The organism is Ruegeria arenilitoris (assembly GCF_013030265.1).
Taxonomy (GTDB): Bacteria; Pseudomonadota; Alphaproteobacteria; order Rhodobacterales; family Rhodobacteraceae; genus Ruegeria; species Ruegeria arenilitoris_E.
Genome location: NZ_WPZQ01000018.1, coordinates 12,108 through 27,095 on the forward strand (window position 1 = coordinate 12,108; position 14,988 = coordinate 27,095).

At 54.2% G+C, this 14,988-nt stretch carries 13 protein-coding genes and 1 tRNA gene; 7 read left to right on the forward strand and 7 right to left on the reverse strand.

Annotated features, from left to right (window positions below):
• The first annotated feature begins 45 nt into the window (after positions 1-45).
• The 4 genes from speA to speB all read left to right on the forward strand — a co-directional run bounded on the left by speA (position 46) and on the right by speB (position 5,272).
• Positions 46-1,935, forward strand: coding sequence for a biosynthetic arginine decarboxylase (speA, locus tag GOX61_RS22170; protein WP_170337223.1), 1,890 nt, complete (start codon positions 46-48; stop codon positions 1,933-1,935).
• A 25-nt stretch (positions 1,936-1,960) separates the two neighbouring features.
• A complete protein-coding gene (locus GOX61_RS22175; RefSeq protein WP_170337225.1) occupies positions 1,961-3,184 on the forward strand; it encodes a saccharopine dehydrogenase family protein in 1,224 nt (407 codons plus the stop codon).
• 79 nt (positions 3,185-3,263) lie between these two features.
• Positions 3,264-4,433, forward strand: a complete 1,170-nt coding sequence (nspC, locus tag GOX61_RS22180) for a carboxynorspermidine decarboxylase (protein WP_170337226.1) — start codon at positions 3,264-3,266, stop codon at positions 4,431-4,433.
• Entirely contained in the window at positions 4,430-5,272 is an 843-nt protein-coding gene (speB, locus tag GOX61_RS22185) for an agmatinase (protein WP_170337228.1), read from the forward strand. The genes nspC and speB overlap by 4 nt, the downstream gene beginning before the upstream one ends.
• Here the strand turns inward: speB and GOX61_RS22190 are convergent.
• Entirely contained in the window at positions 5,269-5,859 is a 591-nt protein-coding gene (locus tag GOX61_RS22190; RefSeq protein WP_170337231.1) for an HD domain-containing protein, read from the reverse strand. The two genes, speB and GOX61_RS22190, sit on opposite strands and share 4 nt — an antisense overlap.
• 81 nt (positions 5,860-5,940) lie before the next feature.
• Between GOX61_RS22190 and GOX61_RS22195 the strand changes: the two genes are divergently transcribed.
• The gene (locus GOX61_RS22195) at positions 5,941-6,801 is read left to right on the forward strand and encodes a LysR family transcriptional regulator (RefSeq protein ID WP_170337235.1); all 861 of its coding nucleotides are present in this window, start codon (positions 5,941-5,943) and stop codon (positions 6,799-6,801) included.
• A gap of 2 nt (positions 6,802-6,803) precedes the next feature.
• Here GOX61_RS22195 and lptF read toward each other — a convergent pair whose 3' ends face one another.
• The 3 genes from lptF to GOX61_RS22210 form a co-directional block, all read right to left on the reverse strand.
• Positions 6,804-7,943 carry an LPS export ABC transporter permease LptF gene (gene lptF, locus GOX61_RS22200; RefSeq protein ID WP_170337237.1) on the reverse strand — a complete coding sequence of 380 codons (1,140 nt, stop codon included), beginning with the start codon at positions 7,941-7,943 and terminating at the stop codon, positions 6,804-6,806.
• 145 nt (positions 7,944-8,088) lie between these two features.
• On the reverse strand, positions 8,089-8,544 hold the full coding sequence (locus GOX61_RS22205; protein WP_170337239.1) for a hypothetical protein: 456 nt from the start codon (positions 8,542-8,544) through the stop codon (positions 8,089-8,091).
• A gap of 161 nt (positions 8,545-8,705) precedes the next feature.
• Positions 8,706-8,781: transfer RNA gene (locus GOX61_RS22210), tRNA-Trp, on the reverse strand.
• A gap of 143 nt (positions 8,782-8,924) precedes the next feature.
• On the opposite strand from GOX61_RS22210, the gene GOX61_RS22215 reads away from it, so the two are divergent.
• A complete protein-coding gene (locus tag GOX61_RS22215) occupies positions 8,925-9,629 on the forward strand; it encodes a lysophospholipid acyltransferase family protein (protein WP_170337241.1) in 705 nt (234 codons plus the stop codon).
• 3 nt (positions 9,630-9,632) lie between these two features.
• Here the strand turns inward: GOX61_RS22215 and GOX61_RS22220 are convergent, their stop codons facing one another.
• The 3 genes from GOX61_RS22220 to GOX61_RS22230 form a co-directional block, all read right to left on the reverse strand.
• Positions 9,633-10,532: an AEC family transporter gene (locus GOX61_RS22220; protein WP_254436945.1), complete on the reverse strand. Its 900-nt coding sequence runs from the start codon at positions 10,530-10,532 to the stop codon at positions 9,633-9,635.
• A gap of 156 nt (positions 10,533-10,688) precedes the next feature.
• The gene (locus GOX61_RS22225; RefSeq protein WP_217353957.1) at positions 10,689-12,008 is read right to left on the reverse strand and encodes a tetratricopeptide repeat protein; all 1,320 of its coding nucleotides are present in this window, start codon (positions 12,006-12,008) and stop codon (positions 10,689-10,691) included.
• A gap of 165 nt (positions 12,009-12,173) precedes the next feature.
• Entirely contained in the window at positions 12,174-12,839 is a 666-nt protein-coding gene (locus GOX61_RS22230; RefSeq protein ID WP_170337246.1) for a cyclic nucleotide-binding domain-containing protein, read from the reverse strand.
• 350 nt (positions 12,840-13,189) lie between these two features.
• Here GOX61_RS22230 and GOX61_RS22235 point away from each other — a divergent pair, with 350 nt between their 5' ends.
• Complete coding sequence (locus GOX61_RS22235; RefSeq protein ID WP_170337248.1) at positions 13,190-14,911, forward strand: amidohydrolase; 1,722 nt, start codon at positions 13,190-13,192, stop codon at positions 14,909-14,911.
• Positions 14,912-14,988 lie beyond the last annotated feature (77 nt).

A 14,988-nucleotide genomic window follows, 5' to 3' on the forward strand; every position in this document is an offset into this window, starting at 1 on the left:
TTGGCGGGCGCGAAACTGACCGCCTGATTCCTGAGGATGACCTGATTGAAACATTCGACTGTTGCGCCGCATTCCGTTTATGGAGTTGAAAGGTGGGGTAAAGGCCTCATCGAGGTGACAGAGGATGGCGAGATCGGATTGCGAAATCCGCTGGCGCCTGAGGCAGAGGCTATCAGCCTGCCCGGTATATTAAACGATCTGGATCAGCGCGGCATCAAATCACCGATGATCCTGCGGATCAGCTCTTATCTGGAACACGAAATCGCGCATATCAATGAGAGCTTTGCCGACGCAATAGCACGCACTGGTTACGGGGGCAGCTATCGCGGTGTCTTCCCGATCAAAGTGAACCAGCAGGCGCAGGTCGTCGATCGGATCGTAGAGTTTGGCAAGAAGTACAATTACGGTCTCGAAGCAGGATCCAAACCCGAACTGGTGATTGCCTTGGCGCACCGTCTGGCCAGCGAAGCGCTGATCGTTTGCAACGGCGTCAAGGATGCCGAGTTCATCCAGCTTGCCATCCTCAGCCGCAAGATTGGGTTCAACACGGTCATCGTTCTGGAAAGCCCGAAAGAGGCTGACACGGTGATCGAAGTTTATAAAGAACTAGGCATCGAGCCCCTGATCGGTGTGCGGGTGAAACTGACCAACCAGATCAGCGGTAAGTGGGAGGAAAGCTCGGGCGACCGGTCCGCCTTTGGGATGAACACCGATCAACTTGTCGCAACGGTCGACAAGCTGAAAGAGGCCGGGCTACTGCATTGTTTGAAGCTTCAGCATTCGCATCTGGGCTCTCAGGTGCAGGACGTCAACGATGTGCGCCGCGCCGTGGGCGAAGCCTGTCGCTATTACTCCGAACTGACGCGCGAGGGTGTCCCGCTGACCCATCTGGACCTCGGTGGTGGAATGGGTGTGGATTATACGGGCGAGAAGAAAGCGGCTGAGAACTCTATCAACTACACGGTAGAGGAATACTGCGCCAATGTGGTGGAAACTGTGGCCTACGCGATGGATGAGGCTGAAGTTAGCCACCCGACGCTGGTCACTGAAAGCGGCCGCGCTGTAGTCGCCACGTCTTCAATGCTGGTGTTCAATGTGCTGGAAAGCACTTTATACGATGCACCAAACGGTCCCGAGGTCGAAGCCGACGACCATCATATGGTCTCAGACTTAGCAGCCGTGCACGGGTACCTCAGTAAAGATCGACTGCAGGAATGCTGGAACGACGCCACCTTTTATCGCAATGAACTTCGTGCCCTGTTCCGCCGCGGCTATGTCGATCTGCGCCAGATGGCCCGGGCCGAGCGAATCTACCTGTCGCTAATGGCCCGCCTCAAGGCACTGGCGGCAAGCGACGATCTGGAAACCGATCTGGACGACCAGCTTGAGAAAGTGGCCGATATCTATCACTGCAACTTTTCGCTGTTTCAGTCCCTGCCGGACGTCTGGGCCATCGACCAGCTGCACCCGATCGTGCCGCTGCAGGGGCTGAACCAAAAGCCCGACCGACGCGCTGTCTTGTCTGACATCACCTGCGACAGCGATGGTAAAATCGACCGGTTCATTCTGGCCGACGGTGTCTCACCCAGTCTGCCGGTGCATTCACTGCCCGAAGAAGACGAATACTACATGGGCGTCTTCTTCGTCGGCGCTTATCAGGAAACGCTGGGCGATCTGCACAACCTGTTCGGCGACACCAACGTCGTGACCATCGACCTGCGCGCAGATGGCGGATTTGACCTGCTGCACGAGCAAGAGGGCGACACCATCAGTCAGGTCCTGTCCTATGTCGAGTTCGACCCCAACGACTGTGTCGCCGCCTTCCGCAAAATGGTGGACGAGGCGATCTCGACCGGTACTCTGAAAGCCAAAGACCGCAAAACCCTGATGAGCGCCTATCGCGACTCGATAAACGGCTACACCTATTACGAATAACCCCCTGTGAGAGGAGATCACCCCCATGGGTTCTTTGACTGGAAAAACACTGGTTGTCGGCGCAGGCGGCGTATCGCACGCCGCCGTGCACAAGATGGCGATGAATTCGGACATCTTTACCGAAGTCACCCTGGCCAGCCGGACCAAGTCGAAATGCGATGCCATCGCCAAAGCGGTGAAAGAGCGTGTGGGTGTTGATATCGCCACCGCTGAGCTGGACGCCTACAAGGTCGAGGACACGGTCAAGCTGATCAAGGAAACTGGCGCCGAAATCCTTGTGAACCTTGCCCTGCCTTATCAGGATCTGGTGCTGATGGATGCATGTCTTGAGGCCGGGATCCACTACCTCGACACCGCGAACTATGAGCCCGAGGATGAAGCCAAGTTCGAATACCACTGGCAGTGGGCCTATCAAGAGCGGTTCAAAGAGGCCGGCCTGACCGCCATCCTCGGCTCGGGTTTCGATCCGGGCGTGACCAGCGTGTTTGCCAAATGGCTCAAGAAGCACAAGCTGGACACCATCCGTCAGATCGACGTTCTGGATGCCAACGGCGGCTCGAACGATCAGGAATTTGCTACCAACTTCAACCCGGAGATTAACCTGCGCGAGGTTCTGGCTGAGGTGCGCCATTGGGAAGGTGGCGAGTGGAAACACTCCCCGGCCATGACCCACAAGGTCGAATTCGACTTCCCCGCCATTGGCCAGAAAAACATGTACCTGATGTATCACGAGGAACTGGAGTCGCTCTCGACCCACTTCCCCGAGATCGAGCGCGCCCGCTTTTGGATGACCTTCGGCGACGCCTACATCACCCACGCCAAAGTGTTGGAAAATGTCGGCATGACCCGCATCGACCCGGTAATGCATGACGGCAAGGAGATCATCCCGATCCAGTTTCTGAAAACCTTGCTGCCCGATCCCGGTGATCTAGGTGCGGAAACCAAGGGCAAGGCCTGTATCGGCGACATCGCCACGGGTCAGGCCAAGGATGGCTCGGGCGAGAAGACCTATTACATCTACAATATCTGCGACCACGAGGAATGTTACGCGGAGGTCGGGTCACAAGCGGTCAGCTACACCACCGGTGTTCCCGCCATGATCGGTGCAGCGCAGGTGCTGAAAGGCAACTGGAACGAACCCGGCGTGTGGAACATGGAACAGCTCGACCCGGATGACTTCATGGACATGCTGAACGAGCACGGCCTGCCGTGGCAGGTCCACGAACTCGACGGCCCGGTCGATTTCTGATCCGCTAGTTCCATCTGGCTAAAACACTTCAGGGTTCGGTGGGAGACCCCGGCCCCTTCTCAATACGGAGACGCCGGTTATGTCCGACATGATGACCACGCAGGCGGGCGACGCCGGAGCCTTTCGCACTTTTGACCTGAGCCGCGTGCCGAGCCCCTGCTTCGTGGTCGATGAAAAGGCTGTCGAGCGGAACCTGACCATTCTCTCCGATATCGGAACCCGGTCCGGGGCGCATGTGCTCAGTGCCCTCAAGGCGTTCTCGATGTTTTCGCTTGCCCCGCTCATCCGCCAGCACCTCGGTGGCACCTGCGCCAGTGGCATCTACGAGGCTCGGCTGGGTCGCGAAGAATACGGCGGCGAGGTCGCAACCTTTTGCGCCGGGTACAAGGACGCTGACATGGATGAAATCCTATCGTTGTCTGACCACATCATCTTCAACTCGCCAGCGCAAAAGGACCGCTTCCTTGCTAAGGCGCAAGCTGCAGGTGTTCAGGTTGGCCTGCGCATCAACCCGGAACATTCCGAGGGGGAAATTCCCAAATACGACCCCTGCGCGCCGTGTTCGCGTCTGGGGACACCGGTCAGCCAGCTGACGGCAGAGGCCCTGACCGGCGTTGATGGGCTGCATATGCACACGCTCTGCGAACAGGGGTTCGAACCCTTGCAGCGGACATGGGAAACCGTTGAGCCGAAAATCGAACCGTTTATCGGTCAGCTCAAATGGCTGAACTTCGGCGGCGGCCACCACATCACCCGTGATGACTATGACCGCGAAGGGCTGGTGGCGTTTATCAAAAACATCCGCGAAAAATACGGCATCGACGTCTATCTCGAACCCGGAGAGGCGGTGGCGCTGGATGCGGGCATTCTGGTCGGAGAAATCCTCGACCTGCCCACCAACCACATGAACCTCGCCATCACCGATATCTCGGCCACCTGCCACATGCCCGACGTAATCGAGGCTCCCTATCGTCCTGCTTTGATGGATGAAGCCGAGGCTGGCCACACCTACCGTCTGGGTGGCCCCTCCTGTCTGGCCGGTGATGTGATCGGCGACTACACGTGGGAGAATCCGTTGGAGATCGGCCAGCGTTTTGCCTTCCTTGATCAGGCGCATTACTCGATGGTCAAGACCAACACGTTCAACGGCGTTCCCCTGCCCACAATCGCGCTTTGGAACAGCGAAACGGACGAACTAAAGATCATCAAACAGTTCGGCTACGACGATTTTAAGGACCGACTCTCATGAGCATTTTCCTCGACAGTGAACTGACTGCATCCGAACGCACCGAAGACGCCCGATTCCATGTGATCCCGGTGCCGCTGGAGCGCACAGTGTCCTACGGCTCGGGCACGGCCAAAGGCCCTGAAGCCATCATCGAGGCCAGCAACGAACTGGAACGCATCACCGGCCATGCCGAACCTTGTGTCGAGGGTATTTTCACCGAAGATCCCGTCGATTGCGACGCCTCGCTACCCGAGATAATGGACCGCCTGTCCCAGCGCACCGAAGCCGCGGTTCGGGCGGGCAAGATACCGGTCACTCTGGGTGGAGAGCACTCACTCAGCTACGGCGCCGTCATGGGAGTGGCGCGCGCATTAGGGCAACCAATCGGAATCGTTCAGATCGATGCACATGCCGACTTGCGCAACGCATATCAGGGCGAGAAACACAGCCACGCCTCAGTCATGCACCTGCTGGCCGAGGAAGGTATCAAACTGGCCCAATTCGGTGTGCGCGCCTTTTCGACTGAAGAAGCAAAAAGCCGCCTGATAAACCACGTATTTCATGTGGACGCCGAAGAACTTGTGACCGGCAATATCCACGCTGTTGACCTGCCTGAGGATTTCCCCGAGCTGGTCTATGTCAGCTTTGACGTCGACGGATTGGACCCATCGCAAATGCCCGCCACCGGGACACCTGTACCGGGTGGTCTGGGCTACTACCAGGCGCTGCGGTTGGTCGAACACGCGCTCAAGGGCCGCAAATGTGTGGGCTTCGACGTGGTTGAGTTAGCCCCGGACGGCAATGCCGCCTGGGACTTTACTGCCGCGCAGATCGTCTATCGGTTGATGGCGGCCTGTTAACCTTCGGACGTTTCGTTCAGTTCCATATGTCCCTCGCCTTTGTTCAGGACACGGCGCAGCATCGGCTCAAAAAACTCCAGTGGTTTCGTCGGGTAATCCGGATCGAAAGCCTTCTGGTCGTATTCATGGCAGAAATGGCGGCAGTCCTCCCAATGAGGGCTGTCGCGATACTTGTCACGGGCATTGCGGTCGCCACCGAGGTGGTGATTGTAGTAGTAGCCTTGGAACACGCAGTGGTGCTTGAGAATCCAGTAAGTCTTTTCGCTGACATAAGGTTTCATCATCGCAGCGGATAACTCGCCGTGGTTGTAGGGCGATAGAATGTCTCCTGTGTCGTGTATCAACGCCGCGACGACTAATTCCTCGTCGGCACCGTCCTCATAGGCACGGGTCGCGGCCTGCAGGCTGTGCTGATAGCGGTTCACCGGATAGGGCGTCCACTCTTCATCCAGCGAACGAATGGCGTCGAGAATCCGATCCGGAAGGGCGGCATTATACGCCTCTTCATACTCCATCACAGCATCCCAATCGGCCTTGGTGGCTTCTTCGAAACTGGTCCAGGTGGGTTTGTGGCTCTTGTCCAGCATGGCGCGTCCTTTGGCTAATGACCTGCCCTCAGTTTAGCGAAGCCAAATTGGATAAAAAAATGAATTGATTTTATCAGCTCGATGAAAAAATACTTTCGCATGCAGATCAAAGCCCTTGAGACATTTCTATGCGTTACCGAACAAGGTGGTTTTCACGCAGCGGCCAGAAAGCTGAACGTGACCCAAACCGCCGTGAGCGCCCGTATCCGTCTGATTGAAGAAGCGACGGGACGAAAGCTGTTTACCCGAGGGGCAGGTAAAACGTCACTTACGGAATTTGGTCAACAATTCCAGCCATATGCGGAACAAATGCTGTCGCTTTGGTCATTTGCATCACGTGATCTGCCAGCGCAGAGCCAAAACCGAATAGCCTTGCGTTTAGGTGCGCAGCTAAGCGTTTGGGATCCTCTGCTGGTTGACCTCGCTGTGCAGTTTGAGAAGCAATTCGGCAAGTTGCTTCTAACTCTGAACTACGACCACAATCTGAACATGACCGAAGCTGTCGCAACCCATGTTCTGGATGTAGCGCTGACCCATGAAAAACCGTCTGACACACGCGTCATCTTTCATGAATTGCCCGCTGAAAGATTGACGCTGGTTGAAGCCCCTAACAACTCAGCAGCACATGACGATCCGGTGTTTGTGAACCTGGAGCTGGGCGATGTTTATCAAGAGCACATTCGCACAAGTCTGAGACAAGCATCGGGCCAATCGATCTTTCTGGGAAATTGTATGATGGCGCTACGATATCTGCTTCAAAGGGGTGGTCGGGGGTACTTTCCAGATTACGTTATCGAGAGCCGTATCCATGCCGGCGAACTCGTTATCGTACCAAACGAACCAGATTTAAAGCTTCCGCTCTATCTGGTCGCACGACCTGCGAGCGAACAACACACCTATTTCGATGATATCCTGACCTGTCTTACGTATCTGCGAGGTTAGTCTCAAACTGGAGATGGAACAGCCACATCCTGACGATTTCGCTGACGGATCAATGGCCGTCCGGCAACCAACAGGAATAGGCAAGAAATCATAACTCCCATGATTCCAGGTCCATAAAGTATTGGCCAGAGTTTTGGATCATCAATCACGATGGGTGCAACGAATCCACGTACGCCCTCCAAAACAACCAGAATTGTAAAAGCACCGAAAATCTGAGGCCAAAGACCAAAGCGGGAAAAACTTCCCAACATCAGCGTTGAATACCCGACCAATGCGACAGTGATACAGATAGCAATCCAGGAAAATCGTTGATGTAACTCTTCGACCAACTGCCCGTGTGTAAATCCATAAGTAGCAGCAGCGACTTCGATATCTTCGATAAATTCCACCGTTGGAATAGCCTCAAGACTGCGCTGGGCCATGTCGCCGCTGCTGGTTAACTCAGAAATGTCGTACGAAGCATCTTCGAACAGAGTTGAAGACAGGGTTTTGTCTTGCTCGTTCAGGCGCAGAGCAACGCCATCAACCATAACCAAGTGAATTCCAGCGTCATTGTTAACGAGATACGCTGTCGTGCTTGAGTAACTTACCGGATTGGCCTCATCGCGCCGGTCGGAAACGAAAACCTCGTGCAGCGTTCCATCCAAGTCGATTTGCCCGATATACACGGTAACGCCCGGAGCCGGATGCAGAAACTCGCCTTCGTTCAAAAGCTGCGCGGTCACGTCTCCGGCCACCTCGGCCTGTCGCCGTTCCAATTGATCAACCGAAGCGGGGCGCAAAAAGACACTGATGGCAGCCATCATCAGACCTGCGATCAAACCGAATATGAAAACCGCGCGTGCAAGCCGCCAAGGACTGGAACCAGTCGCGAGCATTACGGTCATTTCACTTTCGCGGCTCAACCGGTTAGTGGCGTACACTGCGGCTGCGAACACGGCCATCGGCATAACTGTTCGGATCAGTGTCGGCAGCGTCAGAGCGGTGAACTCCAAAAACACCATCGCCGACTGACCCCCGCTGATCACTCGGTCAAACAAACTGACCGATCGTGTGATCCAGAAGACTCCGACCAGAACCAGCGTGAAGAAACCAAACAGCACCAGTAGTTGCCGCAGGAAGTATCCATCGAAACGCGACATGTAGCTCCATCCGCCCGCTGAGGTTTCGGCCGACATTATTCCATTCAAACCAGAGAGGAAACCGCGATTACGCGACCAGAGCAAGGGAAACAACTTTCATGCCCTTATGCTGCCACTACAAAATACAGCGCTGGATCAGGAACCGTCAGCCCGGACTATCATCCGGAAGAAGGTGAATTGTCAGATAACACAACAGCTGAAACCCACCCTGAACCATGTGATTTTGCTCGAGATCAAACTTCATGACCACCTGGTCTGCCAGAAAGAATGCAAGCCACAGCCCCAATGAAACGACAAATGCATAATCCACGCGTTTAATCCAAAGCTCCTTGTGGGAATAGGGTGTTACAATTGCAAAGGAGAACAACAGGGTCGACACCAGCGCCCAAAGGATGATTCCCACGAACAGCGCGATATCGATCGCAGCAGTGGCCCCGAACGGCGCCAGAGTTTGTTTCAAGAACGGGTAGTTCTGGCCATCAAACCATGGCGTAGAGGTGAAACCCAACATTTCCAAACCGCCCACGAAGTCTGTCAGAAAGGCAATTGCCCACCAGAGCCCCCAGAAAACTACAAGACTTTGTTTGAACAACACTCTCATGAATTGCGCACCCGTCCATTGGTTGCTGAAGCAAAGCAATAATCAACAGGATACGACGGATGCGAAAAAAGTGGAAATCTCGACCGGTGCTAACCGTCTGACGCATATATTAACTGCTGTGCACTTGTGCGAGCAGAACAAACAATCGACGTTTGGAGGAATGGCAGGGGCAGCAGGGTTCGAACCCGCGACCTACGGTTTTGGAGACCGTCGCTCTACCAACTGAGCTATACCCCTATAGTGTGCTCCAGATATGCCAGCGGCGCGGAGGACTCAAGAGCCTTTTTTAGATTCCTTCGCAGTTCCCCAACAGACAAAAAAGTTGCGCATGACGCGCAGTCCTATAAGACAAGGTTCGGCCAACAACAGGGACACCTAACGTGAGCTTCCGCAAAAAGATCGCAGACAGCGAAACCTTTCTGAATTGGGTTGCTCGGCGCATCGCAGGCTACATCCGTCTGGTGCACCGCAATACGCGCTGGCAGCGGATCGGATATGAAGAGCTTGATCAACTCGCAGAAAGCGGTGAACCGGTCATTGTCGTTTTGTGGCATCAGCGTTTGGCGCAGTCCCCCTATTTCTTTCCTTTGGACAAAGGGCGCATCTGCTCGATCACTTCGGCTGCACGCGCTGGCAGCATGGTAGGACGGGTTCAGCGATTGTTCGGAATGGATACGATCGCGATGTCCAGTCACAAACGCCACGTGGCCCTGTCGCGAGAAGTGCTTGGCAAGATGAAGCAAGGTATCTCGATCGGGATTGCCGCAGATGGTCCAAGGGGCCCCGAGCGCATATCGTCGACCGTTCCGCTCATCTGGGCGCGCACATCGGGCAAACGCGTTTTTGGTATCACCTACTCTGCCCGCCATGGGCGCGAAGCAGGTACCTGGGACCGACTGTTGATGCCCCGCCCCTGGCGAAATGAAGGGGTGTTTCTGTGTCGTGAGTGGACCGATGCCGTGCCGCGCAAAGCTACCGAAGAACAGATTGAAGAGCTGCGCCAGAGCCTTGAAGACCACATGAACCGGATCACCGCCGAGGCAGATCAGATGGTTGGTCGAGAACCCTGGAAACCGGTTGGCTAATATTCAGACCCAATAGGTCAGCGCCAAGGGCAGAACGATTAACGTCGCCAGAGTCGATACCAGAATGTAGCCCGCTACATCCGGTGCTTTGTCGGGCTGGTACTGATCCGCGAACAGGTAGTTCGCGACCGAGGAAGGCATAAGACAACACAGGATCACCACGCCACGTTCGGTGCCGGTAAATCCAAACGCCCACACTACAGCCACCGCCACAGATCCTGCGATGCATAAATGTAGAACCGTCAGCAGTCCTGCTTGCTTCACATCTCTGACCTGAAATGATGCAAGCGTATGCCCCATTGTCAGCAACAACATCGGAATCGCGAGCCCACCCAAAATGTCAAAGCTCGATGCTATCGGCTTGGGTAAATGTGTGCCGGTCAGGACCAGCCCCAAAGCGATTAGTGCAGCGTAGATGACCGGAGATGTCAGCACAGCTCTGACCGAAATGGTTCCCGACGGAATCCAGATACCCACCGTGAACATGCTGAGCAGGATCACCACGACGAATCCCATCGCATACGCCATCCCGGCATCGCCGAACGCCAACAAAGTGACGGGCAACCCGATGCTACCGACATTGCCGTGCATCAGCGGCCCCAGAAATGCAGCAATAGAATACCCCAGCAGCCGTAAGGCAATGAGGCTTAGCACCGCGAAACCCGCGACCGCTACTGCGGCGGCACCAACCACTGTAATAAACGTGCCGCCATCGATCTGGGCCGTTGAAATATGCGAGATGACAAGTGTCGGAAAACCGACGCGGGATATCAGATCGTTCACGACCTTGGTGTCGAAAGGGGCCTTGATCAGCGCCAGCGTGTATCCAACCCCGACACAAATCAGAACCGGCAGGATGATGTTGAAGACGTTTAAGAAAATGTGCTCCAGATGCGCAATCATGCCTGTGCTGACACCACCTTTGGGAAATGCTGGTTCAAATTATGATTCAGCCTGTGCGACAGAATGGATTTTCGCAAGGAAAAGCTGAGTCTCGAACCGAGGCACTAGAATGCCACATAGTACGGTTGGTAGTCGGCCAACCGTCAACCGATGTGATCAGCTATAACGTACCCGCATCTTGATCGCCTGCATGAAGCGGCCGTGCGAAATCAGTGCCGACATGAAATCTTCCAGATACTCTTCGGATAGTCCCGCATCGATCGCGCCGTCAAAAATTTCCTCGGCTTGTACAAAATTCTCTTCTTCGATCAGAATCATCGCATTGATGAACTGTCCAAAGGAATCGCTGGGACCCAGCGCCAAAGAGCGATCAATTGCGTCTCGTGCTTCGGGGATTTTATCGAGTTCAAGCGCAATTTCAGCATGCAAGCGATGATCGAAATGGTCGGCTCCATCCATTTCAACACCGCGACGAATAAGCGCCAGTGCTGCATTAAACTCGGCGTCATCCGCAAGCAGGCTTGCCTGCCAATACACCAGATATCCACTTTCACCGGCTCGGGACTTTGCCTCACCCAATACCTTATGCGCCTCGGAACGACGACCCAGAGCCGAAAGAGCCCGCGCACGTCGTACATAACCATCTGAATCGTCAGGCCGGGCTTCGATTACAGCATCCGCATCCTTAAGCGCCTGTTTCGGGCGATCCAGCATCAACAATATGAGTGATCGCCGGGACCGGGCAGAAATAAACTCCTCATCCATTTCCAGTGCTCGGTTCACGTGATCAAGCGCATCATCCCACTGTTGTCTCTCGGAAAGGACATAGGCCAGCCCATATTCTGCATTTGCATCGGCATCATTGATTTCCAGTGCCGACGTGAACAGTTCATGCGACTTGTCGTATTGACCGTCATACGCCAGCACCCATGCCAGTTCACGCATACCCCAAGGGTATTCCGGATCCAGCGCCAGAGAGGCGCGCATATAGTTTTCGAACTCATCAATCTCGATCTGTCCGGCCCAATGTTGACTGGAAGCAAGCCCCGCCATGTTTTGAGCATTGGGCTTTCGCAATACGGCCTGCCGAAAGAGCTCAACCGCCGCAGGGTAATCATCAAACAGATACAAAACCCAACCCTGCCCTTGCAGGCCCGGTTCTGCGTTGGGATCGATTGTTAGAATCTGATCAAAGACATCGTGAGCGCGATCAAGATCATCGACATCAACATAGGCCCAAGCCATCCGATCCAGCATCTCGATACGCTGCGCATCAGACGACCCAGCTTCCTCAAGACCGAGTTGACAGATCTCGATCAGCCTTTCGGGCGTATCACTCTGCTCGATGCAGGCCGAAGCGTAGGTCGACTGAGAATTCGTGAGCAAAGGCTTGGACGCAACATCGCTGATCATCGTCGTCAGCCCAAGCAAAAACGCGCCTGAAAACTGGGTAAAACTCTTGAAAGAATAGATCATTGCATATCGGCTTGTCATAAAGTTCAAAACTCACTTAGCAATTCATTGCGACAAGAAAAAGGATTTTGAAGATAATGAGTTGCCGGACTTGGCGCCCGCTACCAATCGCACGCTTAGCTGGGATACTATTCAGAAATCACCCAGTGAGCTGATCCCCGCTTACCTTCACGGAATTTGCAATCGTGCCGCCTGCAGAAAGCGCGAAATCTCAAGGCCAAGGCTTGCTTCGATTGAAATCTCCAGATCGGGTTTTTTCTCAAGTTCCATATTCAGTTTAGTCAGGTCCCAGCGGATGACACGTGCGGGTTTGGTTGCCTTTACGGATACCGGAGCCACAAAATCCTGGTCATTGCTCAGAAACGCGGTGCCGCCCAGAAACCGACCCTCGCCAAGCCGGTCCACCGGTTCACCATTCATCTCAACACTAAACTCCCCGTCGACAGTCAATAACAGGCTATGAACATGTTCTCCCTCTGCAAGCAGCACTTCACCCGTTGGGACGATTTCGGAAACTCCCATTCTCAGCAGGTTGTATGCATCCCGCTCAGAAAAGTTCCTAAGGGCGATGTTGTACAGATGTCTTTCGGTGTCACTGAAAGCAACCGGACGGCGTTCAATCAGAAGGCGGATGATCCAATAAATATTGATCGCTGTGAAAAACAGGTTCCAGCCAATCGGTGCCCATAACGGACTGCTTTGTAGGTAGTAGTAGGGCAGCAATATCAGCGCACCGATAACGGACAGGACCCGTAGCCAGAAGATGTCTCTTACCGAATAGGATATGAGATAGAAAATGTTCGCCGCATTGACCAACAGGTCCAGTCCCACCATGTCTCCACCTCACCCGCTATGTGCGCGTATTCACGCGTTTCTATTTCGCTATCGCAAGTTTAGGCATCTATTCGAACTGCGGGGAAGAGATAGTTGAGGTCTGGAATTCAGGCTCGGCCGTGGTGGTCACCCAACTATGATTAGCCAAAGTTTGATACGATCGCCGACACAAAAACCCTCCCAGTTTTGGCGTTCGAAATAGTAGCGCGACAGGTTCGAAATCCGGGAAGCACTTCCAATTGAAAACGATATGTCGAGGTCAATCTCAAACGAAATTTTGCATAAACTTCGTATTTTCCGTCAAATTCTATATCATCATATTCAAATGATTTATCTTTGGGGAGGTACTGATGAACAAACTAGTTGCTTCGGCAATGGCGCTTCTTGCCGCTACGACCCATGCTCAGGCTCAGTCCAATCGCAGCAATCCGACAGCGGACTACGCCCTGATCAACGGCGAGATCCATACAATGGACGCAAGCGGAAGCATTGCAACCGCTATCGGCATCGAAGGCGGAGAGATCGTTTATGTAGGTGATTCCACCGGGTTAAAAGATGTTATCGGTATTGGCACAGAGGTCATTGACCTAAAGGGAAAAATGGCCCTGCCCGGCTTCGTGGATGGACATATCCATGCGGCTGCAGGCGGGTTGATCATGCTTGGCGTGGACTTGCAGACGGATGACAAAGACGAGTTGTTTGACCGTATCCGTAAAGAAGTCGAAACCAACAAAGACGATATAATTCTTGGCTATGGGGTCCGCTTCAATCCCTGGACAGATGGCAACCCGACCGCCGCCATGCTTGATGAAATCGAGGCTGATCGGCCGGTCTACTTATGGGCCATCGATGGTCACGCGGCCTGGGTCAACTCCAAGGCGCTGGAAATGGCCGGTATCGACAGGAACACGCCTGACACAGCACCCGGATTTTCGTTCTTTGAACGCGACGACGAGGGAAATCCAACAGGATGGATAATTGAAATACCTGCGCAAATGCAGGTTTTGACTTCGCTTATTGATGTGAACCCCGATTTCATGTCCGAGGGTGTTTCAAATTGGCTGCAGCGTTTCGCAGCAGCAGGAATCACAGCAGTCCATGACCATGGGATTCAGGGCATGAGCCAGGATGAAGGCTTTCAGATGATGGCCGATTTCGAGAAAAACGGAGAGCTGCCAATTCGTTTCATCGGCTCCTACTATTGGAATGATGGGACGATTGATCCTCTCCCCGGTACACAGGAACTTAGCGAACGATTTAACTCTGATTTGGTTAAAGCAAGCTATCTGAAAATCAATATGGACGGTGGAGACGACAAATGGAATGCGCTCTATGTGGACCCATATGCCGATAAACCCGAATTGGTGGCTGAACCGATCATTCCAGTCAGACTGGTCAAAGACGCGGTCATCCGCGCCGATGCAGCTGGTTTCAACGTTACCTGCCACTGCTTCGGAGATCTGGCTGTAAGAACTCTTTTGGACGCCATTGAGGCCGCTATTGAGGTCAACCCTGACCGCGAACGCGCGCACAAAATAACGCACGGCACTTTGATTCACCCGGACGACTACACCCGGTTCGGAGAACTTGGTGTCATCTATGACACGACCGGGGCTTGGATGACCTTCGATCCACTGTTGCAGTCGGTTTCGACCACGCGTCTGGGTGAAGATCGCGTTCAGGCCATGTATCCCGTCAACAAAGTAGTGGCTGGTGGGGGAGTCTTTTCATTTGGCTCAGACTGGCCTGTCTCAGGATATGTATCCGAATATCGCCCTCTAGCGGCCATTGAGGCAGGGGTAACACGCCAGTTGCCTGGCCGCTCAGATGTCCCGCCACTGGGAGGTGATGAGGCCAGAATGCCGCTACAGCTCGCATTGGAAGCTCATACCATCAACGCCGCCAGAGGAATGGGTATGGATGACCAGATCGGCAGCCTCGAGGTTGGTAAGAAAGCCGACATCGTAGTGCTGGATCAAAACCTATTCGAGATCGAGCCGGCAGCGATCTCTGACGTCGACGTTCTTTACACGATAATGGGCGGCAATCTGACTTACGAAAAACCGGACTGAAGCGGATAACTATTTCTTTCGCCTGTTGGCTTAGGCAAAAACGAAAAAGGGCGTCCCGAGGGACGCCCTTTCTTTGG